Source organism: Actinophytocola glycyrrhizae, from assembly GCF_042653545.1.
Lineage (GTDB): Bacteria > Actinomycetota > Actinomycetes > Mycobacteriales > Pseudonocardiaceae > Actinophytocola > Actinophytocola glycyrrhizae.
Genome location: NZ_JBHSIS010000001.1, coordinates 1 through 26,912, shown reverse-complemented (window position 1 = coordinate 26,912; position 26,912 = coordinate 1). Strand labels below are relative to the sequence as shown.

Genomic DNA, 26,912 nt, shown 5'->3' with positions numbered 1-26,912 from the left:
TGACATCCTCTCAACCGAGGCCGAAGCCTCACAGATGAGGTGTCAACCAAACCCTGGGCAGACCCTCTGTTGGTGACGTGCTCGATCCGAGCGAGTTTGGCGTCTCGATCGGGGTCGTTGGTTTCCTTCCAGGTCTTGGTTCGCTGGAACGTGATGTCGTGTTTGTGCAGGAACTGGCGTAGTCGTTCGCGCCCGACCCGCACCACCCTGGAAGGGTTCTTGGCGAGGTAGGTGACGAGTTTGCGCAGGCTCCAGCGGGTGAAGGGCTGCTCGAGCTTCTCGGGTCGCGTGGTGGCTGTCGCGACGATGAACGCTTCGCCCTCAGGGCTGATCAGGCGGGGACGGCCACCCGCCCACTGAGGGTCCAGACTGGCCATCCCCGTCTCGTTGAACCGGTGGATCACACCCCGGACCGCGTCTTCGTCACCCTGGACCAGCCGCGCGATGGCTGGGACGGTGTTCCCGCTGGCCGAGGCCAGCACCACCATCGCCCGCCGCAGCCGTACTGCTGAGCCGGTGCCTCTTCGCACGATCTGCTGCAACCGCTGACCCTCATGGTCGGTCAAATCTGCGCACCCGGACTGGATCTGCCACCAAGACAGCCTGACGCCACCACGACCACCAACCACGAACGCCGACGCGGCGTGTCGCCAACCCGGCCAACGTTCATGGCCAGAGCACTAGACCTCGCAGATGGGGGACCCGGCACGATTCCCATCGAGCGAGCGTACTGCCGCCGAACGTGACGGAGGCCCCGCACCTGGGATGGTGGTGCGCGGCCTCTACCCGTTGTACGTCAGGCGGCCACCGTGAAGTTCACCGCCGCGCGGATGGCGCCCACGTTGACCGCCGTGCCCGCGCTGGTGCGCTTGAACGCGCCCTCCCCGAGCCGGTTCTTCTCGCGCAGCTCGGCCGAGAATCGGCGGGCCTGCTCGCGCACGTCGCCGTCCACCACCCGGCCTGCGAGCTTGCCCAGCTCGCTGACCCCGATCCACGCGTCGTCCTCGAGGTCGCGCACGGCGTGGAGGATGGGTCCTGCTGGCGCATGAACTCGGTCCGCTCGGGGAGGAACCGGGCCTTCGCGCGGCCCCACCCGGCGAGCACGTCGATCCTGGCGTACACGGGGAAGTCCGACACCGGCACCCCGTCGCCCTGCGCGGCCGGGACACCGTAGTGGTCCAGGTGCCTGTCGTCTTGGACAGCGCGGCGCTGCACTCTTCATCGCTTCGTAGGTGGTCACGGCCGTGTCCGGTCGCTCCGGTGCGTCTGCGGTGGACTGCGTGCCGTGGACGGCCGAGGACGCGCCGAGTACCGCCAGGATGGCGGCTAAAAGATGTCTCGTAAGTCGGGGTGGGTGCTGATCGGCTGGTCGAGGCGATAGTTGATCATGGGTGTATGCAGGTGATCACCGCGTCGCGGTCGGAGTGGATCGTCCCGTTCACCGGCCTGCAGCCGGGCCAGTTCCGCAAGCTGGTCGCGGTCGTGGCCGTGCGGGGTGGCCCGGAGATCGCCGACGGACGCCGTGGGCGGCCGTGGAGTCTGCCGTTGCCGGATCGGGGTGTTGTTGGTCGCGACCTACTGGCGGATCAACCTGACGATGCGCCAGATCGGGCCGCTGTTCGGCGTCTCCCACTCCGCGGCGCACCGGGTCATCACCGCAGACTCATAGCCCGTAAATGGGACTACTCCGCCCGCCGATGCACCGGACGCCCACCGACACGAGCGGCGATCAGATCACTCGTGCTGCGGCTCGCCAGGGAGAACCCACGATGGGGTCACCGCCGGGTCCAGGGTGAACTGGCTCGGCTCGGCCACCGTGTCGCCCCCTCGACGGTCTGGCAGATCCTGCATGACGCAGGTATCGACCCAGCCCCCCGTCGCACCGACCCGACCTGGCGGGAGTTCCTCACGCCCAAGCCGAAGGCATCATCGCGGCAGACTTCCTCCACCTCGACACCGCACTCGACAAACGGCTCTACGCGCTCGCGTTTCTCGAGCACCACACCAGGCGCCTGCACATCACCGGCGTCACGCCCCACCCGACCCGGGAGTCGGCGACCCAGCAGGCCAGAAACCTCGCCACCGACCTCGGAGCCCGCATGGAAGCCCTACGCTTCCTGCTCCGCGACCGCGACGGCAACTACAGCCGGACGTTCGACGCCGTCTTCCACGCCGACGACCTACGCATCATCAAGAGCGCACCACAGGCACCGCGGACGAACGCCCACAGCGAACGGGTCATCGCCACCCTCCGACACGAACTCCTCAACCACATCCTGATCACCGGCGAGAGCCACGCACGGTATGTCCTGAAGACCTACGAAGACCACTACAACCGGCACCGCCCCCACCAAGCCCGCGACCAGCTACCACCCGAGGCCCAGCAACACCCCGTCGCGGTACACGACCTCGACACCCAGAGAGTGCTCCGCACCCGCATCCTCGGCGGTCTCATCAACGAGCACAGACAGGCCGCCTGACCAGCAACGATGACTATTCGAGCGGCATAGGATCCCTCTGATAGTGAGGTTGCAGGCTCGCGCAGCGCGCAGCGCACCAATGCTCGAATGACAGCTGTTCAGGACCCACCGGGGAGTTCATCAGGCCCCGCTCGAACGAGATCGACAAGTTCGATTAGATACCTGTTAAACCTCAAGTCGTCATGAGCAGAAAAGAGCACCTCAAGAGCCGATTGAAGCGCTCTGCTTGGAGCTTCCTTCAAATCACGCAGGGAGATCGTTGAAACTAAACCAGAAAAGCTGTAGGAGAGCTCCACCACGTCCCCGGCTCTCATAGCCGTAATTGAATCTTGAGTTTGCGAAGACTCCACAACTGATTCGCCGGACGATACGACTTCGCGGCACAACTGAACAAGCATCAGGACAAAGTCCACGACGGGGAGACCAGGCGTCCTCAATGGAACCTCGTTACACCCATCACTGATCACCACGTCGGAGGTGAAGTAGTGAAAAGTCAGGTCATCGGCCGTTAGCATGCGAACCGAGAGCCCCGCCAGGCCATCGGCATCCCAGGATGGGTCGTCGATGCGAGGCATGAATGTAAACGAGATAATTTCGACTCCTTAGTACATAAACTTCGGCATCGCGGTAACGAAGTTCCCCATGCCATCAACCACGATTCTTATGCCATTCTGACCCATCGCACCGAATTCCATATCACCGAAATCATAGTCGATGTAATGTCCACCACGAGGGTCGGACTTAGACCTAGGAACCTTCGTTCCATTCTCGATCGCCTCGTCCAACATCTCCCGAAATCGGCCCTTGTTGATGCCAGCGGCAAATACATTTTCCATCTTCCCGGCCTTGGCGTAGGCCCCCTCAGGTGAATGCTGATCCCAAGCGTGGTTGAACTGCCGGGTTCCTACATTGCAGTTTGCATTGTGGACCAGGACCGGAGTCTGCCCCGTCAGCACATAGTACGTGTGGATGTCGGCGACCGTGAGGTTGTGAACCCTTCGCGTCTGGCTGTACACATCAACGGCCACGACGTCGACCGTTGCCCCCCGGGTATCGGCCAGGCCCTCACCTGCATGCAGTGCCGATGCAGCCAACCATCTCCGCTGCTCCGAGCCCCAGAACGGGTGGGCTGCGGTAGCTACGATGGTGCCGGTCTTGTCTCCGGTGGTGCCGTCGGTGTCGACGGTCAGCTTCACAAGGTTCTTCCGCCCCTGTGTCGTGATGGTGCCGACTACTGTCTTCGCGGCGGTTTCTCCGCGCACTGGATCGGTGGCCAGGACCTTGTCGCCGACCTTGATGTCTTCGATCGGTTTGGTGGTGCCGTCGGCCATCAGTACTTTGGTGCCGGGGATGAAGCTGTTGGGTCCACAAGCACGTTGGGCTTTGTGTGCCGCGTTGGCGGCGTCGGCCATGTTGTCGGCGGCCCGGAGGACCCGGCCCCCAGGTATGGCTCCCACGGCCAGCCAGGCACACGCCTCACCGTCACCGCCAGCGCAGCCGATGGCGTCGGGAATGGGAGTGAGCTGGTAGGCGAACTCAAGGACGGCTTTGAGGCCGGTCAGCACACCTTCCCAGTTCCACACGTCGTACTTGCACGCGGACGGTGACGTGCCGCCCCCATCCGCGAACGCATGGCACACGGCCGCTGCGGCTTCCTTGCTTTGCGTGGCGAACAGCAGCGCTTCCCGTCGCGTGAACAGCGCCGAGCCCTTGTAACCACGAGCCTTCAACGCGTCGAGGGCTGCGTTGCTCAGCGTCTTCCCGAACACCGGGCTGTTGTAATGCATCTGCGTGTACGCGTCCGACGGTTCGTTGACCGCCGGCGGGACCTTCGGTTTGTCGCACTTCTTGTGCTTGCAGGTTCCGGTGTCGAAGGTCGGTGAGCTGTCGCCTTCCCAGCTGAACAGGCCGGTGGGGTCGGAGAAGGTGACGGGGTTGTTGTTGCTGTAGGTGTAGCCGTTCATCTGCTGGGCGTTGGTGAGGTCCATGATCGGGTCGACCGAGATGAACCTGCCCAGCGTGGGGTCGTACTCGCGGGCGCCGAGATGAGTGAGTCCGGTGGAGGCGTCCATGGTGCCGCCGACGAACCCGAGTTCGCTGGGCCAGCTTGGCGGTGCCTGGCCGCGGGGCTCGCCGAACGGGAGGTGGCGGCGGCGGCTGACCTGCTGTGTGTTGCTGTTGATCGACACCTCACCGGTGCCGTTGTGATCGGTGGCCACCCAGTTCAGGCTGGCCTCGGTGCGGGTGGCGATCCTCTGGCCGCCGTGGGAGTAGTACCGGGTGCCGGTCGTGGTCTGGGTGTTGCGGTCGAGCCGGATTTCCTGGTTGCCCAGGTACAGGGTCACCGCCTGGGGGTCGCGGCGGATGAGGCGGGTGCCGTCGGCTGTGTAGACGTAGGTGGTTTCCTTGCCGTCCTCGGTGACCTTCGCGAGGTGGCCCTCGGCGTCCCATTCGAGGGTCTGGTCCTCGCCGGCGAGGACGCGGCTGGTGGTGTTGCCGGTCGGGTCGTAGTCGTATTCGTCGAGGGTGGTGACGCCACCGGTGGTCGTGGTGGCGCTGTCGAGGCGGTGGCCCTGGTAGGTGTAGGTGCTGGTGGTGTCATCTGCGGCGTCATGGTCGGTCTGCTCGACACGGTTGCCGGTCTTGTCGTAGCCGTAGGACTGCCAGTACGGGGCTGGGCCGCCGAGTGCGCTTGCGGCTGGGTTGGTTGCGCAGCCGTTGGTGGGGGTCCAGGCTTCGGTGAGACGGCGCAGGTGGTCATAGCGGAAGCACTGGACGTCGCTGGGCAGCCCGGCGGGGATATCGGCGACCGAGGTGATGTTGCCGATGTCGTCGTAGGTGTATCGGTAGTCGGCCTGCATCGGGTCGGGGACCTCGGCGTCGACGACAGTGCGGTCCAGTCGGCGGGTGTCGGCCTGGTAGTAGTAGGACAGCCACGCTCGTTTGGTGTCCTGCCCGAGCGTGATCGTCTGGGGTTCGCCGTAGCGGGTGTAGTCGGTGTTGAGGACGTATTCGTAGGTGTTGCCGCCGAACCCGCCCCAGGTGCGCAGCGGCAGCCCGAGATCGCTGTAGGAGTGGGCGACGCCTTCCTGAGGCAGTGCGCCGGCAGCGGGGTAGGTCTCGGACGCGAGTGATCCGTCCGCCTTGTACTGGAGCGTCGAGGTGTACTTACCCGCTAGCTCGGGTCCTTCACTGGCTGGAATCTCGATCTCGGTCTGGACCGGCTGGTACTCGGCGGTGTAGCTCAGGACCCGGGTGGTGTAGGCGCTGGCGCCGACGTAGCGGGTGGTGGCGGCAGGCAGTCCCTTGCTGTACGGGACGGTGTCGTAGGTCCAGTCGGCCAGGCGTGGTCCGGTGACCGAGTCGCGGTGCAGGACGGTTTTGCGGCCGAGATTGTCGTACTCGTAGACGAGCGTGGTGTCGCGGGCGTCGGTGCTGGACACGAGCTGTCCGGCGTCGTCGTAGGTGTAGCTGGAGCCACCGCGGTCCGGGTCGGTTTCGGCGATCTTGCGGCCGCGCAGGTCGTAGGTGTAGGTCCACACGTTCCCGCCGGGGTCGGTGACCTTCGACAACTGACCGGCGGGGGTGTACTCGTAGCGGATGATGTCCGCGCCGTCCGGGCCGTGCTCGTGCAGTTCGGTCTTGCGGCCGCGGGCGTCGGTGATCGTGGTGACCGGGGTGCCGCCCTCGGGTGGGGTAACGGTGACACGGTCACCGCCGTAGGTGGTGGTGGAGCGCCACTTCTCGGTGCCGTTGCTGAGGAACTTCTGCACCGTGGGCCGGCCTGCGGCGTCGTAGACGTACTCGGTCATGTTCGGCACGACGTTGTCGGTCGGGAACCACAGCTCGGTGTCCACCGCGCCAGTGTTGTAGTACGGGCGCGAGGTCTTGACCACCCGGCCCTGCGAGTCGTAGCGGGTGTCGGTCAGCAACCGGCCACCCCCTGGCGCCGGGGTCTGCAGCTGGCGGGGCCGAAGCTGCCCGTCGTAGATCTCGTTGGTGGTGACGTAGTTGATGTCGTTCGGGCTCAGTTTCCTCGTGGTGACCACGATCGGCCCGCTCTTGCGGATCAGGTAGGAGAACTTGTAGTTGCCGTTGGCGTGCCGTGCACGCAACCGGTTGGGCAGCCACACCTCGGTCGAGCGGCCGAGCGCGTCGTAGGCGACCTCGGTCACGCTGTCGTTCTCGTCGACGATCTTCGTCGGCTGGCCACGCCACTTCTCGTAGGTGGTCGTGGTGGTGAACCCCGCCGCGCCGTCCTGCGGGCCCGGGGTGGTGGTGGCGACCTGGGTGACCGGCCCGGCCACCTGTGGGGTGTAGGCGGTCGTGGTGGTGTTGCCGAGCGCGTCGGTCGCGGTCAGCACACGGCCGCGGGCGTCGTAGGTGGATTTCGCGGTCGTGACGTAGACCGGGCCGGTCGCGGGACGGGAGGAGGCGACGCGTACCTCGGTGGCGTTGCCCGCCGTGGACGGCGGGAGCCCGCTCTGCTGGCCGTCGTAGTAGGTGAGGGTGTCGCTGATCGCGTCCTGCGGGAACACCGGCGTCTGCCCGCAGCGGACGGACACGGTTTCGACGCGGGACGGGAAGTCGATGAGCCAGCGGGTCTCGTTGGGCTGGTAGGTGGTGGTCGTGCACAGATCGTCGGCATCAGTGCTGGTGTCACCGAGGTCGCTCGTGGAGGTCGGCAGGCCCCACTGGGTGTCGTAGGTGGTGTCGGTCTGGGTCACCCGCTCACCGCTGGCGCCGACCGCGGTGTACGTCCGTTCGGTGTTGGCGCGGACGATGTAGGCGTTCAGGCTGCCCCGGGTCGCGGTAGGGCCGTGCCAGACCGGGTGGGTGATCGTTTTGCTGATGCGCCGCGGATCGGTCGCGTTCGACGCGGCCTCGCGTTCGAACATGGCGGTCTCGAACGAGAACCCCTGCAGCCACTCGAAGTCGTCACGTTCAGCGCCCTCGCTGTCGGTCACGGTGGCCGGGCGGGTACCGGACGGTTGTTTGTCGCCGTGCATGCCGCGGTAGAAACGTTGCTCGGACATCGTGCGCGGTCCGTCGTCGGTGGTGCCGTGGCGGACGCGGACACGGGAGTAGCCGCGGAACTCGTTCCACGTCTTCTTGTCCTCCTTGACGAACTCGGAGGTGTCCCAGTGCCAGGCTGCGCCGTCGAGATACTCGTAGCTCGTCTCGTCGGCCAGTGTGCCCGCCACACCGTCGTGTGTGGACACGGCCGAGACCACGTACTTGTGGAAGTAGTCGGTGCGTTCCGGCGCGAACGGCGGTGTCCATTTCGCGGGGAAACACCGCTGTTCGTTGTTGTGCGCGTGCTCGGGCATCCCGGTGCCGAACACGCAGTCCGGCTCGGCGTAGCGGATCGAAGTGATGCCCCCGGTCTCTGAAACGATCGCATTCATGCGGAACCGCACGAGTGAGGCGTAGCCGTCCACCCCGTGGACCCGGTTCTCCATGCGGACACCGTCGAACGTGACCTCGGGCAGCGTGATCGTCGGTGTGGCGGCCGGTCCGGTGTGGCCGGTGTGTTGGATGCTCTTCAGCCACAGCGCGGGTTTCTCCCCATCACCAGGGTCCGGGAGTTCGTGGCTCAGCGCCCAGCTGTCCACCGGCTTGTACTGACCGTCCACGAGAGACTTGGTGGTGACGGTGGTGAGTTTCTTGGTTGTCCAGAACGACGGCGCCCATTTGTCGGTACAGGTGGCGCCGTCGCATTTGAGGTTCAAGGGGACGTCGGGCAGGTTCGCGGGCTTGGCATGCGTGCAGTCGGACCTCTTCACGCACCGGTCTGCGACGGTGAACTCCACCCGCCCGGAAGCAGTGCTGTTGGCGGCGTGCATGCCGTACTCGATGCGGTCGAGCCAGCCACCGCGGACGTAGGAGCTGACCGCGGTGTTCTTGTTGCGGCCGTAGGAGTTGGTTTCGGTGGCGTAGAAGTACTGGATCATGTTGCCGTGCCGGTCGACGACCTTGTCCAGGTTCCACCGGTACCCCTGGGTGCACCACGACGCGGCGAACGTCGACCCGTGGCACGGCTCGCCGGCGTCGTCACCGAACACCGGCACGGTCCAGGTGGACTTCGCGGCCACACTGGTGCCGAAGAAGTACTGGGTGCCGTCGACGGTCGTGATCTTCCACGCCTCGTTGTTGTCGTCACCGTTTCCGGCGGCGGTGATCCGCTCGATCCGCGAGCCGTCGTCGTCCTTGGCCTTCCACACCTCGTCACCGGGCTCGCTGTCGTCGTCCCGGATCAGCTGGGTGCCCGAGCCGTTGAGCGACAGGGTCGCGTTGTCGCTGTGCCAGCACAGGTCAGCGGGCTTCTCACCGGTGCCATCGACGTCCTCGGCGCAGCTGCGGTATCCCCGTTCGACGAACCCCGGCCACAGGCTCCAGCCGTCCCCGATCCAGGAAGCCTGGTTGTTCGTCGCGCTGGTCAGCCCGTCGACCGCACCGGACGAGTACGACAGGCCCAGGTTGGGGTTGAGCCCGCCCGGCGCCGAGGGAACCGGCAGCGGGTAGGTCCAGGTGAAGTCACCGGTCTGCCCGGACACCTGCCAGGTCGCCGACGGCGACAGCGACGTCGCCGCGTAGTTGCCGGCACCCGGCAGCGAACTACCGCCGGTCTGGTCTCCGCTGAGACCACGCGGGGTCGTCTCATCGCCGGTGTTCACCGCCTGCCGGCCCTGCTGGGTCACCGACTCCGACGGGACCGGCGTCGACGGCACCGACGGGCCCGCCGCCCAAGCCGCCGGTGGCGCGATGGCCTGCACCAGCGACGCGGCCAGCACGACCGACAGGAACATGGCTCTGCTGCGCCGCTTCCGCATGGCTATCCCTTCCCAGCTCAACGACATGCCGTGACCGGCGGAAGACTCAGGACTGACCCACGAGGGGTACCGGTGACTCGGCGAGCGCGTGCCCGAGCAGCCGGTCGACCACCCGGCCCTCGCACAGCTCGGCGACCGAGGTGAACTGTTCGGTCGTCAGCTCGGTGCCGAGCCGGCACCGGTACAACGGCGCGGTGCCCAGATCTGGCTGCGCCGTCTCGTACAGGTAGCCGGTGGGCCCGAGAATCTGCTTACCTTCGCAGTTCGGGTCGACCGAGGTGAATTCGTCCACCTCGGTGCGGCAGCTCATCAACAACACCGTGCCGGGTTCCGCGGTCAGCGGCACCCACCCCATCCGGCCCTCGGCCCGGTACCCCGGAGTGGTGCCGTCGATCGAGGTCCAGTGATCGGAGTGATAGGCGACGTAGCGGCGTAGCGGCGCGTACGCGGCGGTGTAACCGAGCAGTTCCTCCTGCGTCGCGCTGCCGCACCCGATGCGGGAGTCGTACCGGTCGGTGCCGGTGTCGCAGCGATGGACCGGCACAGTCGCGACGTGCGTGGGCGGGGTGATGTAGACCAAACCCACCTCGCCCAGCAGCGGCTGCCCACCACATGCGACGTCGGTGGAGGTGAAGATGTCCGCGCCGTCCTGGCAGGAGTACAGCATCCGGGTGCTGGCCTCGTCTTCCCCCTCCGATGACACGGCCGGGACACCGAGCGTGCGTTCGAAGTGGTAGCCAGGACGCGGGGTGGTGTCGGTCAGGGCGGTGTAGTGGTCACCGGCCATGTTGACGAAGCTGCCGAGCGTGCCTGGATACGGTTTCGGCCATCCCGCCCGCCGCGCGATCTCATCCTCGGTGACCAGGCCCTGATCCACGCGGACCTCGTCGATCATGCCGGGGAAGAACTCCGCCGCCACACCGTTGACCTTGCTCCGGCCGATGGTGAACGGCCCGGTCGCCGTCCACAACGCGCTCTGCGTGTGGCTTCCGGCCAGGGTGCCGTTGACGTAGAGCCGCAACTGCTGCCCCGGCTGGTCATAGGTTCCGGTCAGATGCACCCACTGGTTGAGCACCGCGGTCTGGTTCGACACCGCGGAACTCAGCGGGGCCCCGTCCGCGTCCTGGGTGCGGGCGCCGAAGACCCAGCGACCCGACTCCGGCCGGTACTGCAGCACGAACCCGCTCATGCGGCTGCCATCCCGCCCGAACACCGTGGCCACCTGGTCGCCGCGGGTCAGCTTCGCCCACGCCTGCACGGTGAAGCTGTCCTGGATTCCGATCCCGGAGGCCGCCGTGGCTGCCGCCCCGCTGGTGCCGTCCAGCACCAGCGCCTGCCCGCTGATCCCAGCCCCGAAAGACCCGCCCGTGCTGACCGTGGCGTGGTTGGCACGCCAGTTGTAGTCCTTCGCCGTGCCGTCGTCGAACCGCCACGAGTGCGTTTCGACCGCGGGCACGTCGTCGTGCAACAGGCGCATCTGCCCGTCGCTGAGCGCGGTGGTGAACGCCCGAACGTCATCGATACCCCGGGAGAAGAACGCGGACGGGTACCCATCGAGCCTGCCGCGGCCGATCGTGAACGGCCCGCTGGAGGGACCGATCGTGACGCCGTGCCGGGTCGCGGCGAGCGCCCCGTTGACGTAGAGGCGCAGATGGTTTGCTTCGGCGTCGTACACCGCGCCCACATGCGTCCAGTCCGAGGTCCACGCCGATTCGGTCGCGGTCAGCACAACGTCCGGACTGTTCGGATCAGCAGCTGGAACCAGCACTGCCCACCGCTTCTGCGCGGCGTTGTACTGCAGCTGGAACGCGCTGTCGACGGCGCCGTCCTGCGCCAGCACCGTCCGGTCCCCAGCGACGGATTCCAGGTAGGCCCACGTCGACACGGAGAAACTCTTGCTCGTGTCGAGCACCGGCCCGGTGGTCTGCGCATAGCCGGACGTGCCGTTCACCGACACAGCCGTGCCCTCGCGGCCACCGACCCACGTCACCCCCTCCTCCAGGGTCGCGTGGTGGCCACGACCACTGCTATCAGCGGCGACCGTGCCGGCGTTCTCGTCGAAATCCCACTCCCCGGCGTCCGCGACCGGCAACTCCGGCGGTGGTGCCTCCGTGGGAAACGATCGGTAAAGCGCCTTGACCCGCTCGCGGTCCAGCGCACCCGCGTACAGGCGCACGTCATCGACCCCGCCGCTCCAGTACCGCCCGGAGACATCGGCGTCCAGCGATCGCCCGATCTGCAGCCCGCCGCTGGCCTGCCACGGCGAATCGAATGTGTTGTCGCGCTGCCGGTCGCCATCGACATACAGCCACATCATCCCGCTGGCCGAGTCATATGCACCGACCAAATGCATCCATTTGCCCAACTCGGATGGAGAGGTCGACAGGGTGGCCTGGACCGGGGCGCCGCCGCCGTCCGCGGTGGGCATCTCGAACACCCAGAACCCGGGTGTCCCCCTCGAACCTGCCAGATAGCCGAGCCGGAACCTGCTGGTATTCGTGCCGTTGACGCTCACCGCCGTCGCGTCGGTGTCCGGGTTGTCCAGCCACACCCACGCCGCGACGGTGAAGCTCTTGTCCGTGCGCAAATCCGTGCCGGTGGTGGCGACCGCGGCGGTGGTCCCGTTCAACTGAACCGAGTTTCCGACTCGTCCTTGCCCGAACGTCGCGCCGCCGGTCACCGTGCCGCCGCGAGTCCCGACGCTGTCGGCGGCGGCGGCGCCGCTGGACTCGTCCAGCTGCCAGTTGTGCACCAGACTCAGATCCCGGCCCGCCATGGTCCGGATCTCCGCCGCCGACAACGGCCTGCTGTACACCGCCACGTCGTCGACCGCACCCACGAAATAGTCGGCACCCGCACCCGCGACCTGCCCACGACCGATCATCAGGTCACCCGACTCCGCCGCCTCCGCGTCATGCGCGACCGACCCGGCCAGCACACCGTTGACATACAGCTCGAGCCGGCCCTTGTCCTTGCTGTACACCGCGGCCAGATGAGTCCACACACCAAGCTGGACAGTGCCGCCGACCGCGTGGTCGACCACCGCGTTGTCCGTCTGGGACTGCGGCATCGCGAACGACCACAGTCCCGACGCGGTGGTCCCGACCCGGACCGCGCTGCGCCGCGAGCCGTCCTGCGACACCACCACCCCGGCCTGCCCGGTCTTGTCGGCCCGCGCCCACACCCTGATCGAGAAGCTCTGGTTGGTGACCACCACAGTGCCCGCCCTCACGTGCCCAGCGGCGTCGGCCAACCGCAGCGCACGATCGGCCGGATCCGGGCTGGACGTCTGTCCCGCCGTCCAGTCCACCTGCCCCTCGACCACCCCACGGTTGTCGTTACCGGACCAATCGCGCACGTCACCGTCCAGACGCCACTCCCCCGCGGTCACCTTGGTCGAACCGACCAGCCCGAGGACCTCGTCCTGCCCGATCACCCGGCCATACGCCCGGGCCTCGTCGATCCTGCCGCGGTAGAAGTGCGACGCGGCGCCACCTACCTTGGCCTGGCCGATCTGCAACGCACCACTGCCGTGCCAGGAGGTGGCGCCACTCGCCGCGACCGGGGCTTCGCTGTCGACATACAGCGCCATCTCGTCGGTGGCGGCGTTGTAGGTGGCGACGAGGTGGGTCCAGTCGCCCTTCTTCGCCGGCTCGGCCGAACGCACGACGTGGTAGCCGCTCGGGCTCTGCTGGTCGGCCGTGGGTATCGAGAACACCCACTTGCCCGACGCCTTCTCGAACTCGAGACAGAAGGCACACGCCTGCTCGCCGTCCTGGCTGATCACCGCGAGGTCACCGTCGTCCTGGTTGCCCGCGTCCTGGGGAAGCCACGCCCACGCGGCGACGGAGAAGCTCTGATCAGTCGGTATCGTCGCCCTGTTCGTGGTCACCCCGCCAGGCTCACCGGTGAACGCGACCGCGCCGCTGCCGTCGGTTCCGTCCGCGGTGAACGTCGCGCCACCACTCAGCACCGCCATGTCACCGCCCTCGACGACGTTGCGCGCGGTGTCACCCGGCAAGCCGGTGGTTTCCACTGCCTCGTCGAACTTCCAGTGCGCGAGCTGAACATTGCTGCCGACGACAGCCGCCCTGATCTCGGCATCCGGCACCACACGGTCATACAGTTGGACCTCGTCGACCGCGCCCAGCCAGTGGTTCTGCAACACCCCGGCCCACAACGCGTTGCCCATACGGACATCACCAGCTGGGAACGACTCGCCCGTGTGCGGCACCGCCGCAGAGAACTGGCCGTTGACATACAGCCGCAACTCGTTGGTCTGCGCGTCGAACACCCCGGCCAGGTGCGTCCAATCGGTCGTCGTCGCGGTCTCCGCGGACCACACTCGGTCGAGAACCGGGTTGGCCTCGTCGGAACGGGGCATCATGAAGAACCACTTGCCGCCGTCCGTGGCGTGGTACCCGAGCTGGAACGCACTCGTCTGCTGACCAGACTGACTCACCGCGGTGTGTGCCTGCACCACCGCGCCAACTCGAACCCACGCCGACACCGAGAAACTCGTGCCAGGGTCCACCGCCGACGGCGCGGACACACTGCCCCGCGTGAAATGCATCCCGTTGCCCACCGCGCCCTGCCCGTAGCTCGCGGTGCCGTTCAACGTGCCGTGCCGGTCCCCCAGGAACGCCGTGTCCTGCGTGTTTCCCTCCAGCGACCACTGCGCCAGCGGCCCGTTCCCCGCCCGCACATAGAACCGGTACGCCTTGACCGGGCTCGGGTTCCCCGCCCGGTCCTTGCTCCGCACGAACAACGTCCGGGGACCGTCACCGGGTGGAGTGAGCCGAACCGTCGCCGTACCACCCAGTCCGCCCGACGCGTCGACCTTCGTGGCAGGCGGGTCCTGCCAGCCCCACAGGTAGTGATCGACATCGTTGAATTCGGCCTCGTCCACCGACGTCGCCGGATCGTCCGGCACGAGATCCGGCGCGAACGTGAACGTCCCCGCCGTCCCCACCCCGCCGTGCCAGCGGTTGTCCTCCTTGTACAGCAACGACGACACCTTCGGCGCCCTGGCCGGTGCTTTTCTGTCCACGACGAACCGCGGACCGCCCCCATAGGAGGTCGCGAGCTCACCGTCGGTGCCGCGCATGCTCCAGGTCACCGAGGTGCCATCGGCGATCGTGGCGGTGTTGAGCGGTGTCGTGAACTTCGACCCAGCGCTCAACGTCTTGCTCGCGGTGACCGTGTTCGGCCTGTTGATCGACCACTGGGCCGTGACCTGCCCACCGTCCGGATCGGCCACCGTGCCCCGCAGGTTCAGCGTCGTCGCCCCCACATACGGCACACCGCCACACCACTTGCACGCCACCAACGTCGGATCGACACCGATCGCGCTGATCGCGGGTGCACGGTTGTAGGTGATCTCCATGTACGGGTACCGCGAGTTCTGCACATAGAAGCGCTTCCACCCGGCCACACCGGTTTCATCAGTCGCCCGCAACCCGACGACCATCGCGGCCGCCCTCGCATCAGCCACGACCTGAGCCCCAGCTGTGACGTTCTGGCTGACCCAATCCAAAGGACAATGGCCTGCCTTCGGCACAGATCGCACACTGCCCTGCACATTTCCGGCACCGGGCTGCCCGCTGTTCCACGTCGTGGCCGAAGTGATGTTGCCGGTCTGGGACACGACCATCGGATCGATGGCACTCGCCGTGCAACTGTGGTCGTACTTCCACACCTGCCAGATCCGGAACGTCGCGCTCTTGATCTCACTGCCCGCCAGCCGAGCGGTGTCGAACTTGAAGTACGACCGGTCCAGGAACGCCGACACCTCCCCTGGGGCACGGCCCACCCGGGACACCCCGAAGTCGCGTTCGTCAGCGTCCCTCGGCTGCAGGTTCCAATGCGATCTGGTGGGCCACTCCCGCCGCACCAACGTCCACGACCCACCTGCGGCAGGCGCGTGCCTGCTGTAGGTCGGGTCGATCACCACCGGGAACCGCGTGCCCGGGTCACGCAGGAAAGCCAGATCCGGCAGCAACGTCATCGAGTCCGCACCGATCTCGACCCCGACCCGCCGCTCAGTGACAGGGCCCCCATCCTCAGGGGTGTCCCACATCAACGGGTGGGGCGCGTGCAGGATCTCCGTACCGGTGTCATCGACGCCAGCCAGGTTCCCTGCCTTGTCGGCGGACAGCCGCAACCTCGAAGTCGTGAGCCCCAACGTGATCCGCGCCAACGCCGGATTCGCGGCGGCCTCCGGCGTCTTCACCACGATGTCGTGCCCGAACCCCATGTCCGTGGCCCGCACCTGCACGTCCACGCCCGGCAAGACCTCCGGATACGTGGCGGTAGCCCCCTCCACGGTGGGCTCCGGCAACTCCGACGGCCACGACAACACCATCTCCGCACCACCATCGGCGAACCGCGCCAACGGTGTACGCCCACCACCAGAAAACTCGACAGGCACCGAAGTGGCCTTCGGCGCGAGCACCCCGTCCTCCGTCGTCGTCAACGACGGATCCACCGGCACCCAGCCATCTCCCTTACGCACCCGCACCGGCCCAACCGATTGCTGCAACGTCCAACTGCCATCCGGATTCGCAAACGTCGTCGACGACTCCGACCGCAGCCCCAGCACCTCGACCCGAGTCCCCTGCGCCCGCGCGAACCGCGACGCCGACACCTCGTCCGGCGCAGCCGTCACCCGCTCATCAGCTGGTTGCGGCACAACCAAAGGTTGTGCCGCGACAAGCAGTGTCGCCAGCAAGGACAGAGACCCCAGCACCGCGATCCCACGGCGAGCAACAGCGTTGCCAGGCAGTACGAACCACGCGCGCGAGCGTCCCGCGCGCGCCGAAAGTCGACGCATTGTCGGCGAACCCCCCATGAGGCCAGCGCATGTCCCCCGACATCACACGACCAACGAACCGAACAAACGATCGCTCAGAAACAACCTGACGCCAAGACACCAAAAGGAGTAACCGACCGAGACCAGGCCCACACGCAGAGTGGGCATCTCCAGCTGATAGGACCGACCAGCAACGTTATGTGACGATGGACAAACACATCGCGTTACCACGCATCTACTTCTCGCCCAGCAAAGCCTCCAAGGACGACGACTCCCACTACGAGCCGAGGTCTACCTGGCGAGACCCGACTTACGCCGAGTCGGCCCAATGGGGTCGGCGTCGGCTCACAAGGGCGGCAGGGCTTGCCAGAGTCTGTCCGCGATCGTGGAGGCAGCCGTGCACGCAGCCTTGCCCTGGCCAGCGGGGAGCCGCACAAGGATCGTCACGCTCTCCACGATCGCCATCTCGTCTTCGTACTCGAAGGGAACGTGTTCACCGCCGACCTCACACAGCGAGAACTCACCGAAATCGGCGTACTGCGTCGTCGCGGTGTAACGACCGTGCAGCGCGCCACCGGAATCGCCCACCGGGAGAGGTCCGATCTCGAACTCGAGGTCAAGCGTCGCCCGCGTGTCAGGGTTCTCCCACCAGCAACTGTGACCGGCGACGAACTCCATCGGCTCGACGTCAGCACCGAGACCAGGCACCGCAGCAAGCAACTCCGGCCCGACGAGCGTGCACGCATCGAGCCCGCCGAGTGACCCCTCGGGCAGGGTGAGGCTTTCCGCGCGACCATCCAGAACCACCGAGACGACGTGGTCGGCAAGCGCGTCACTCACCACGCACGGATCGGTGTTCCCCATGGACGTGTCGGCGACGGCGTTGACCCCCAACGCAAGACCGTCGGCGAACACGACGTCCCGCGCGCAGCCACCACGGATGTCGGGCCGTCCGTGGGCGATCGAGATCCCTGCTTCCAGCTTGCTGGAAGGGCTCTCCTTCCCCGTGCTCCAGGGCAACTGGGGTTTCCCGACACGCGCCTCGATCACCGCGCCTTCCCTGGTGGTCACACTGATCTCACAGAAGTTGAACGCCACCGGCACGTCGATCACGGTGGTCCAGGTGTCAGGCAGCGTGTCGGGGTCGATCACACTGCAGGGGTTCAACAGCGTCAGATCCCCGAGTGCGTCCTGCGCGGTGAGCTTGTCCGGATTCGCGAAGACTCGTCGCGACGGCGTGGCACCGGAGGTGGGCACAGAACTCCCGCCCACAGACACCTGACCCGCCGAACTCGCCGACTGGTCCCCGCCACCAGCGGCGTGATCAGAACAGCCGCCGACGACCAGCAGCAAGACACCACACACCACACCAGTCCATCGCGGCATGACCATCCCCAGCCTCTTCATCAGCGCGCGTCGCCAGGACGCCTCACGGCGCGTTCCGCACCTACGAACCCGCACCCGATCTCCCCGAAGTGCCCGCCCGAACGATCACGGCATCAACCGAAGGCAAGGCAAACGCGAAGATCATGCATCAGCCCAAGCATCAACGGCGATGTGTCCTTGACCACAGAGGTAAGCGCGAACGGGACAGACTGCTGACGACGCGTGCCCGGATCTGACTGCGGTGGCCTGCTCATACTCGTGAAGATCCAGACCCAACCATCCAGCTGCTTCTTCCTTCGACAGAGGATACTCGAGTCCGCTTCTGTGGACCCAAAGGAAAGAACACGGCGACCGCGGACTGCGCGACGGCCAGATAGTGCACGAAGTGCGCGGTGAGAGCGCAGCACTGCTTGCTCGTTGGCTCCTCGCTGCGCGCTCGGTGCACCACACACCGAGGACAAGATCTTGAGGGTCGAACCGGTCCGAGAATTCAACGGAGCCACGCTAGCTACCGCTCGACTCGCGCTGTACGAAGCCGAGTCTACCGACCAACTGGCACTCCACGGGCCCGACGCTGGCGGCTCGCCAGAAGGGCGGCCAGTGGGTGATGACCGTCACCTCCAGGAGCACGCCGACCACCTAGGAAACGCTCGCCGTCGCACTTATCGCGCCGACGGCACACTTGAGCAGGAGCCAGACGCGGCGGACCTCGGCCAGCGACAGAAGGAACCTCGCGCGGCCACGTGCGTTCGTCGAGAACACCCTTCTCGGTAGCAGGTCACCGAGAGGCCAACAACACGATATGATGCAGGACCTCGACACTCCGCGCAGGTGCACTCGGAAAGTTGACCCCTTGACCTAATGGCAAGTGGACTTGTCCCCCAGCGCCGTTACCGCGATTCACTGACCTGCGGAAATAGAGAATCCCCTGCATAAGCCAGATCAGTTCAGATCCGTTGAGTGCAGTTTACCCCACTAACGGCATAGTGAACTCTCCCGATTTTCTCCTTCTCCTTCGTCACAAATTGCTGCTCGTGCCGCACGCTTCCGCCGCGTCGTTCTCGTCGCTGCGGCGCGCGAGCACTTCGCCCAGTTCATCCACATCGTGCCAGGAACGGGGCTGTGGCACCGGTGGCGAACCTCAACGAGGTCGTCCGCGAACACCTCGACCTTGCACCCCTTGGCCTCGACGTTGCTGGCCAAGAAACCGGCGATACGGGCGTTTGTGACCGCCACCCCATCGCACAGCGGCCGAGTCAGGTTCGTCCGCACCAAGGCGACCAACTGCTCTCCGGGGTTCAGCACGGAAGTCAACGCTGCTGTACAGGCATCCCGGTGCTTGTCCTTCAACTTGGTGCCGACGACCAATGCCATACCCGTCCCCTACTCGTTCACCCAAGCCACGAACTGGGTAATCGTTATCAAGGAACAAGTCGTTTCAGGAGGGTCAACCACCACCGCTCGACAGGCTCAGCGCGTCCCGTGGCGTGCCGGTGCGTTCCGGCAGCGTCGGGTGTGATCGTCCACGTCACCGTGGTCGACTCGCCCACGGGCCAGAGTCACCGGGGTGACCGCGTACGGCGCCCCGTCGACCTCCAGTTCGGCGTCGTAGGTGCCTGCCGACACGCCGACGTTCCTCACCCGCACCGACACCGACACCGGTTCGCCTGCTTGGACGGTGTCCGGACTGAGGGCCGGTCCGTACGGGACGAACCCGGGGACATTCGCGGGCGGTTCCGAGCGGCCCACTCGATCGAGTTTGTCGAAGATCTCCCTCGCGTCGAGAAACCACGGGGTCTGGTTCTCCCGCCCCGAAACCCTGACCTGGGAACCCTGGCCAGCGCAACGATCCGGACAGGACATCATCGTCGAAGGCAGCGCAGTCCTTCACAGTGGACACGCCTACCGCCTGCGACTGGAACTGCACGCCAGCTTCAGCCACTGCGCCTGGTACCAGGACGAAGACATCATCGCTGGCGAATCGGAATGGATCGCCACCGCCAACCCATCCAGCTGGGCTACCTCCTTCGCAGGACAGTCCTCAAGCAAGCCACCGCCTGGTTGAGGCGTACTCACAGAACGCGCGGATGGCGAGGCGCATCACAGATCCACATCTCATACGCCCACCACCCTGCCCGGCAACCCGGTCACAGACGTGTCGTCATCGTCAACCAGTGACCGGCGATCACCCGCACCCCCGCGGCCAGCAGTCGATCCAAAGGAGACAATCATGGCTGGAGACACGATCATCACGCTCATCGGCAACCTGACCGCGGACCCCGAACTCAGGTATACCCAGGTTCCCCGCGAGTTCACGAATTCTGAAGCATCGAATGGCGGGAACTGACAGGTTGGGTTCGTCATACAGCCTATCTGGACGCTTCGGTTCGGAACCGCGGTGTCGATCGACCGGGCCGGAGGCATAGGCCGAGGTCCTTGAGTCGGCGCAAGTCAGTCCAACCCCAAAAGGCAGACGGGCGTTGACTTGTCTCGATGATATGGATAGGAGAGTTCACAATGGCTGGAGAGACACACGTCTGGTGCCGCCGTCGCCAACTTCACGGTAGCGTCGACGCCGCGCACGCTGGACCGCCAGTCCGGTGAGTGGCGTGACGGGGAGGCGATGTTCCTGCGTTGCAGCGTCTGGAACCAGTACGCGGAGAACGTCGCGGAGTCGCTCTCGCGCGGTGCGAGGGTTCTGGTACAGGGGCGGCTGGTGCAGCGGTCGTTGAGACCAAGGAAGGCGAGAAGCGGACCGTGAGGGAGTTGCGTGTGGACGAGGTTGGTCCTGCACTGCGGTATGCGACAGCAAAGATCAACAAGGTCCGTCGCGACGGCGGGGGAAGCACGCCGGCCACGGACCCCTGGGGCAGCGCCCCGGTGCCAGTGGTGTCGGTGCCGGGGCGAGCGACGAGCCACCGTTCTAACGGTCCGTGCGGTTTCTGGTCGGGCGTTTTCGTCTGACCAGAAACCGCATTTGTCGAGCGTGGTGATCGGTGCTAGAGCTACTCCTAATCAACGCGTCGCAAATAGGTGTGTAAGTTCAAGAACGACAACCATGCAGAGCGCCATGCACCCGGCGAGGACGGCGCGGTGTGTTAGCCGAAAGTTTTCATTCGCCACCCTGATAGCCACAGCGAAGCAGCACAGTGCGCACACGGCCGCCGCGAGAAGTGCCGTGCCGGTTAACAGCGCCAACTCGTTGAGGTTGAGGCGAATCGTCGCGAGGTCGCGAAACGGATCGAGCACGCACATCGCTGTGGCGGCACCAACGAACAAGGACGTTAGGCGCACCGTCGTCATCCGCGTAGACCGGTCGACAAACACCCACTGCTCCACGAGGTTGGTTGCAAGCAGAATGCCGCAGCCCACTGCAGATGCCAACACGCCGATATGAAGCGGATCCAGATGCGGAACGCCGACACCAACGAGGAGAGGCGTGCAGAACGTCGCTACCGCTGCAGCCGCGAACCCGGTACTTAGTCCGAGGATGAGATACGTCGCCTTGGTTGCCCTCATGAGGAGCGTGAAGTTGAACAACACCGCGAGACGGTCTTCCATGCGGGGGTGTGTGCCAATCAGCCGCCCCAGGCGGGTCTGGTCACGCACCCCCACCACTGCTTGACGGAGCGTCTGCATGTCGTCGAGCATGAGCATCGCGCTGACGTCCGCGACGTGTTCGCGGAACCGGATATAGGAGCGTGCGGACAACACGACCAGCCCTCCCAGGACAATGATCTTCACGAGTGTCGAGAGGAGCTGAGGAAGGTTGCCGTCCTGCAGGCCAGCAGCCACAACGAGCACACACAGGATGCCTATCGCGAAGAGACTGATGGTGCGGATCCGGTAGTAAAGATGCAGGTCCTTCGCCCACAGGTGTCCAAGTTCGTGCGCGAGAGTGGCGTCACGTATGGTTGCGGAGTCGGACCACCTGGTGATCGTCGGGGAATCGACGACGATCGCGGTGTTGTCGCCCCACCCGCGAAGCCTAGCGCCCGCCGACGACCTGTTGTCGGCGATTAACCTCGGAGTGGCGGTGCCGGACAGCTGACTCAACCTGGTCAACGCTGGAACGTGTGCCGAGAGATCCCATCGCGAGTGCGCGGGCGCCCGCGCCAAGAACCGAGTCGCCATCTCAAGCAGGCAGACGTTCAGCGCGACCGACAATAGCGATCGGGGAATCCACCGCCAGTCCGGCTCGACCTCGGCCGGCATGAACACAACACGCCACATAACCAGCAAGACGCCGCCGCTGAACATACCCGCTGCATAGCCGCGGAGGCGCCCTACACGCCCGACGAGCGCGGCCATGCCCTCGTGCACGGCCTGACCGGTCATGCCTTTGTTTCCGCCGTCAGCTTCTCGACCACCGCCCCCACTACCGCCTTGCCAAGAAGCTGTGCGCTCCGCTTGTCGAGACCGAGTGTCACCGCGAAGCGCGCCACCTCGTCGGCGTGCGCCTCGAGCTGGGTGGATGTCATCGGGAGTTCAGGACGAGCAGGAGGAGTAGGTTCCTCATCCCCACCGCGCGAGATCCGTCTGCTGATCCACTTGCGCGTGCGCTTCTCGATCTGAGACTTGCCCTCCGTGTACCAGATCCGCGCGTACCAAGTGACCACCGCGACGCAGACCGGTGACACCCACTCCGTGAGCTCACCAACCCCGAAGCCGACGCTGTCCGAGTTGCCGAACAGGCGTCGGTGGGGCGGGTCGAGGATGTCCTCAAGGATCGGTAGTTCGTTCGGTCTCATCGCCGACACCGCCGCCCGTGCGGCCTCCGCGATTACCCCATCGATGGTCGTCTGTGTGCTCATTGACCGGCTCCGCCCTCTGGCTTCCCATCATTTTCGAGTTCGGCGACCACGGAGAGCCCGTCGAGCACGCGTGCGCCGTCCCGCACCCGTTCGAGGCGCTGGCGTTCCTGCTTCTCCATCAACGTTGCGGTCAGCCGGTAGGACGCCGCGGCACGGACGATCGCATCGGCGAACTCATTGTCATCCGCCAGGACGGGATTGCCAGCATTGGCGTCGAGCCTCGCCATGGGGTTCACAGCGACCCGGCCTAATGGTCGGTTCGTGAACAGCCCGACGCCCTTTTTCTTGATCCGGCCGAACAAACCCTTCTCTCGCTCGACCTCGACCGACGTAAGCGAGCGGTAGGGCAGGTCTACCACGACCACGGTTCCCCGTTCGTCGTAAACCTTGCCAAAAGCGCTGTCGCCCTTTACGAGCACAATCACAATGCGAACCTCGGTCACCAGAATCTCGGCACCCCCAGCGAACACTTCCCGCAATCCAACACCACCAGTCGGTACAGGCAGCGGCAAGCCGTTCGCTCCTACTGGGAAGCCGCCGCTTGCCCAGTGAGCGACGAACCGATCTAGTTCGCGTTCGTCCGGTGCGCGTTCTGGAGAAATACCGACATCACCGTTGGCGCGGTTGATAATGCGCAGATGCGCGTCCGTGCCTGGCACCTGGGACCGCGTGACGGAATCAGGCCAGTCGAAGCGAGTGACCCACACCGGAGAGTCCGGCCGTGGGGACGTATTTTCATTCGGAGTAGACATCGAGTTGTGTATCGACCACCGACTGTTAGCTGTTACGGCCTCCTCCGAACTTGTGACGTCGGCGCGAAGCTGACGTCGGCCTGTCATGCCGGTTAACGGCCTCGCGGAGATCAAGATACGGCGGTCTCTGTTCGTCCTGTGGTTGTAGCTCGCGCGGGGCTCACGATAGGGCCCCCTTCGGCATCCCTCCTGGGTTCCCGTTGATGGGGGTTTCTATCAGAACTGGAGAGGCTGCGCCAACCGGTGAATGGCTGCCATGGACTGTGGGTTTGTTATTTACTGTTCAGCGTTCGATCGAGCCAGAAGGGCGCGCAGCAGGGTTTGGATGAGGCAGCGCAAGCTGGTGGCGGCCCGCGTCACCGCTGATTCCCGAGACTACGCACCAGACGCACCAGTAGTCGCCGTCCACCGTGTATGCTGCCCCCTCAGGGCGGGGTTGAGTGTTGTGTAACGCGCGGACCTCGCCGTAGGGGCATCGAGTGCGTCGATGATCACCGTGCGGGATGCCCGTCATCGCGTTCAACGGTTCGGGTGTAGCGCTCGGCTGCGTTGACGCTGAGTCCGAACAGGTCGCCGAGTCGGCGGAGGTCTCCGCCGGTGGCGATGGCTTCGTCGAGGATCCGGTCTTCGCGGACGGCCTGAGCGGGCAGGCCGAGCGTTTTGTTGATCCATACGTGGCTGACCTGTCCGCTACGGACGGCGGTCTTGGTGTTGATCAGCAGGTGTGGGTTGGTTGTGGCCGGCCAGCGGTGCGCCCGGTGGTTGAGCCAGGCTGCCAGCCGTTCCCGCGCTGCGGGCGCGAGCAGGATGGTTCGGTCCGGCAAGTACAGCCGGCCGTCTCGGGCATCGGTGAGTCCCAGATCAGATGCCCTCTTATGCCCAACCCAACGGCGGCGATCAAAACACTGTATGCCCCGAGCATAGAACCCGCTGCTCAGCGTGGTTCTACCTCGTGGTTGACTACTCACTGTGCGTCAGCCGGAGGAAAGGCAACGGGGGAAGGCCGGACAGACGGCGGTCACGCTGGCTTTTGAGCGTATGGGGTGGGGTGCCGTATCGTCGCCTGAGACCGACGTCGGCACGGATCTGTACCTCTTCCCAACCGATAGCCGACGGTTTGATCTAGGTCTGGTGATCGGCGCGCAGGTCAAAACCGGTCAGTCCTGGTTCGCCGAGCCGGTTCTGGACGAGTCCGGGGACGTCGTTGGCTGGTGGTTTCGCGACCGGGACCGCAAGCACGTCGATAGCTGGCTAAGCCACTATCTCCCCCACCTGCTCGTCCTGCACAACGAGGACACCAACGTCTCGTACTGGGCGCACATCACGCGCGAGGCCGTGGAATCCACAGGTAAAGGCGTCAAGATCCTCGTGCCGACCTCCCAGACAGTCAACGAGGCCAACAGAGATGCGCTACTCGCGGTCACCAACCCACATGAGCCGCCGGCGTGGGAGGGCAGTGCGTGGACTGGCGCAGACCACCTACTTCCGAAGGATCTCCTTCGACACGCCCTGCTCGTTCCACGGGTGATCGCGCCCCATCGAAACGCCGGCCTACCAGAACGAGTGACCGCAGAGCAGATATTGGCGCTCTACCTGGAGGCACGCCTCGACGAGATCGAGGATCTCAGCCGCCGACCAGATGTCCCCGACTTGACGCAAGCCGAGACGTCGAACACCTGGTCCTGGCGCTTCGTCGCGGCATTCGCCAAGCGGGTAACAGAGGGGACCATCGACCAGCTAGCCGAGGCGATCAAGGACGCGCCAAACCCGCCCGCTCGAGCGGCGGCCACCGTGGTAGCCGCCGCCGCATTGATGGAACATGCCCGCCCCGACGAAGCCCTCGTCCTCCTCGATGAGACCCTCAACCGTGGTGACAACGAGCCGGTTGACCACGCTTGGCTGACCGCGCAACGCGCCCAAGCATGTTGGGACATCGGCCTGGTCGATGACGCCATGGCGTGTGCAGTCTCCGTGCAAGAACTCAGATCCACTCATCCGAACGACATCACCGCGACCGCAGTCGCGGGCACCGCCGCAATGCTGCTGTTCACTGGGTCAGCCTGGGGCCGCGAAGAGCTGGGGCAAGCCATCACTGGCCTGGACACCCTGGCGGTGTGGTGGCGCACACACCGCGTCGCCACCGGTACCAGCGCCGCGATCGAACGCGAGTTCGCCGCCTGGTCCCGGCGCCGCAGGTTGGTGGTCATCGACAGCGAGAATGTCGCCCACAACCGCCTGCTCACCGCAAGCCTCCTAGCCAGCCATCTCGCTGATCACCGCGAGTGGAGACACCTGGAGAGCCTCAACCTGAAACAGGCTCTACTCAGGACCGGACGAGCGAGCGATCCTGACGAAGTCCGGGCCCTCGTCACCGGCCTTCTGATGACGGGCGACGACAAAGCCATGCCCCTGTTAACCTGCCGACTCGTACTGGACGGCCCAGCGGCAGCGGTGTCCACCGCGGCCAGAGACATCGACCTCGCTCACTGGACCCGGACCACATGCGCGACGACCTTGACTCTGCTCCGGCACGGCGGAGACGTGCTGGATGAAGAGACCGCCAGCGCAGCCGCACGCTGGCTCCTCAGCACCCTGGCAAACCCACAAGCGTTCGCCGACCGGACTCGCCCAGTCTTCGAGTTGGGGCCTCGCCTCGTCGATACCCTTGCCGGCCTCGTGCACGCCGCACCTCACGACGACCAAATCGCCGCAGCAGAGTTCCTGCTTGGCCTTGGAACAGTGAGCAACGAGACGGCAGCGGTATCCCTAGCCCGGCTTGCCCGGGCGCTTCCGGCCAGCGCCTGGTTGGCGGACCGGGCAGACCGCGCCACCGCCATGGCACAGAATTGCCACGAAACACTCAGATTGCAGCTGCTCGGGACAGTGGCATCGGTGAACGAGATCGCCCATCAACAGCTTATCGAGAAAATTCGTGGCGGCTCGATCCGTGCCCTGATCGCCCTCAACAACGCACCGGATGTACCATCGGAAGCCGTACCGGCCCTCATGGCCAAGCTCGAGTCACAAATCAGCCGACAGATCGCTGACGCTCGGCAGCTGAGCCACGGCATGTCTGCTTTTGACTCAGCTGAGATCCTGGCCAGCCTCAACGTGCACCACGAAGACGTGGCCCGCTGGGATTCCCTCTATGCCCTGCTAGAGGAACCACTGGTCGCCCTCAGTGACAAAGCAGCGGCCTGCCAAAGGCTTACCCGCTGGGCGGACCGTCTCCCGAACGAGGTACGAACCCGCCTTGGACAAATCGCGACCGCAGCACTGAACTATCCACCTACGTTTGTTGACGAACTCGGTGAGGGAATACCCAGCGGACGGGGAGAGGTGGCAGCGCTTGCCGCCGCGACAGGACATCCCGACCTGGCCCACAAACTGCTCACCAGAGCGTTGGAAACCAAGGACCCCGACCGAGTATGGGCAGCCCAGTTGGCCTCACACCTCGACAACCCCACCGCGGTAGGCGTACTGACCACGCTGATCCACGACGATGATCCAACCGTCCGGGCCGAAGCGGCCGGGAATTTGACCCAACTAGTGTTGGCTGGCACCGAAAACCCGTTGGCGTTGGCCGCACTGCGTCACTGCCTCCACGATCAGGGTACGCGCGTCGCCCGAAAGATCGCGGGTGTCCTGGTCCTGCACCCATCCTCCACAACGACCACCGACCTCACCCACGAACTCGCCACACACCGCTCAGCCGCAGTCCGAGAAGCGATCACCGCCAAGCAAGCCGAGTAAGATACACACCAGCCTGGCTGAACCGCCCCGGGTTCGGTAGAGACTCGTTACTGGGGTCAGGCGACCAGACTGGTCAGGTCGCC

General features: G+C 65.5%; 13 protein-coding genes and 2 pseudogenes. 4 read left to right on the top strand and 11 right to left on the bottom strand.

The features are described 5' to 3' along the window. On the bottom strand, window positions 1–542 hold a 542-nt coding region (locus ACFPCV_RS00075; protein WP_378053084.1), incomplete at its 3' end, for a helix-turn-helix domain-containing protein. 254 nt (window positions 543–796) lie between these two features. Beyond that, window positions 797–1,018: a hypothetical protein gene (locus ACFPCV_RS00070; protein ID WP_378053082.1), complete on the bottom strand. Its 222-nt coding sequence runs from the start codon at window positions 1,016–1,018 to the stop codon at window positions 797–799. Window positions 1,019–1,395: 377 nt separating this feature from the next. On the opposite strand from ACFPCV_RS00070, the pseudogene ACFPCV_RS00065 reads away from it, so the two are divergent. Together ACFPCV_RS00065 and ACFPCV_RS00060 are read left to right on the top strand one after the other, a co-directional pair. Continuing rightward, window positions 1,396–1,654, top strand: a pseudogene (locus ACFPCV_RS00065) (helix-turn-helix domain-containing protein); the annotation flags it as partial. Window positions 1,655–2,099: 445 nt separating this feature from the next. Beyond that, window positions 2,100–2,480 (top strand): integrase core domain-containing protein, encoded by a 381-nt coding sequence (locus tag ACFPCV_RS00060; protein WP_378053080.1) that lies wholly within the window; start codon window positions 2,100–2,102, stop codon window positions 2,478–2,480. 98 nt (window positions 2,481–2,578) lie between these two features. Here the strand turns inward: ACFPCV_RS00060 and ACFPCV_RS00055 are convergent, their stop codons facing one another. From ACFPCV_RS00055 to ACFPCV_RS00035, 5 genes are all read right to left on the bottom strand, one after another. Continuing rightward, entirely contained in the window at window positions 2,579–3,055 is a 477-nt protein-coding gene (locus ACFPCV_RS00055; protein ID WP_378053078.1) for a hypothetical protein, read from the bottom strand. A 27-nt stretch (window positions 3,056–3,082) separates the two neighbouring features. Then, on the bottom strand, window positions 3,083–9,313 hold the full coding sequence (locus ACFPCV_RS00050) for a polymorphic toxin-type HINT domain-containing protein (protein WP_378053076.1): 6,231 nt from the start codon (window positions 9,311–9,313) through the stop codon (window positions 3,083–3,085). Window positions 9,314–9,359: 46 nt separating this feature from the next. Beyond that, window positions 9,360–15,806: a LamG-like jellyroll fold domain-containing protein gene (locus tag ACFPCV_RS00045; RefSeq protein WP_378053074.1), complete on the bottom strand. Its 6,447-nt coding sequence runs from the start codon at window positions 15,804–15,806 to the stop codon at window positions 9,360–9,362. 663 nt (window positions 15,807–16,469) lie between these two features. Further along, window positions 16,470–17,477, bottom strand: a complete 1,008-nt coding sequence (locus tag ACFPCV_RS00040) for a DUF3558 domain-containing protein (protein WP_378053072.1) — start codon at window positions 17,475–17,477, stop codon at window positions 16,470–16,472. A gap of 1,503 nt (window positions 17,478–18,980) precedes the next feature. Further along, complete coding sequence (locus ACFPCV_RS00035; protein WP_378053070.1) at window positions 18,981–19,259, bottom strand: hypothetical protein; 279 nt, start codon at window positions 19,257–19,259, stop codon at window positions 18,981–18,983. A 787-nt stretch (window positions 19,260–20,046) separates the two neighbouring features. Between ACFPCV_RS00035 and ssb the strand changes: the two are divergent. Beyond that, window positions 20,047–20,437 (top strand): annotated as a pseudogene (gene ssb / locus ACFPCV_RS00030) (single-stranded DNA-binding protein); the annotation flags it as partial. An 88-nt stretch (window positions 20,438–20,525) separates the two neighbouring features. Here the strand turns inward: ssb and ACFPCV_RS00025 are convergent. The 4 genes from ACFPCV_RS00025 to ACFPCV_RS00010 form a co-directional block, all read right to left on the bottom strand. Continuing rightward, window positions 20,526–21,848, bottom strand: a complete 1,323-nt coding sequence (locus tag ACFPCV_RS00025) for a M48 family metalloprotease (protein WP_378053068.1) — start codon at window positions 21,846–21,848, stop codon at window positions 20,526–20,528. Continuing rightward, the gene (locus tag ACFPCV_RS00020) at window positions 21,845–22,324 is read right to left on the bottom strand and encodes a hypothetical protein (protein WP_378053066.1); all 480 of its coding nucleotides are present in this window, start codon (window positions 22,322–22,324) and stop codon (window positions 21,845–21,847) included. Before ACFPCV_RS00020 ends, ACFPCV_RS00025 begins: the two co-directional genes overlap by 4 nt. Continuing rightward, window positions 22,321–22,983 carry a hypothetical protein gene (locus ACFPCV_RS00015; protein ID WP_378053064.1) on the bottom strand — a complete coding sequence of 221 codons (663 nt, stop codon included), beginning with the start codon at window positions 22,981–22,983 and terminating at the stop codon, window positions 22,321–22,323. The genes ACFPCV_RS00020 and ACFPCV_RS00015 overlap by 4 nt, the downstream gene beginning before the upstream one ends. 584 nt (window positions 22,984–23,567) lie before the next feature. Beyond that, on the bottom strand, window positions 23,568–23,900 hold the full coding sequence (locus ACFPCV_RS00010) for a hypothetical protein (protein ID WP_378053062.1): 333 nt from the start codon (window positions 23,898–23,900) through the stop codon (window positions 23,568–23,570). Between the two features lie 145 nt (window positions 23,901–24,045). Here ACFPCV_RS00010 and ACFPCV_RS00005 point away from each other — a divergent pair, with 145 nt between their 5' ends. After that, the gene (locus ACFPCV_RS00005) at window positions 24,046–26,829 is read left to right on the top strand and encodes a DUF4365 domain-containing protein (protein ID WP_378053060.1); all 2,784 of its coding nucleotides are present in this window, start codon (window positions 24,046–24,048) and stop codon (window positions 26,827–26,829) included. The last annotated feature ends 83 nt before the right edge of the window (window positions 26,830–26,912 follow it).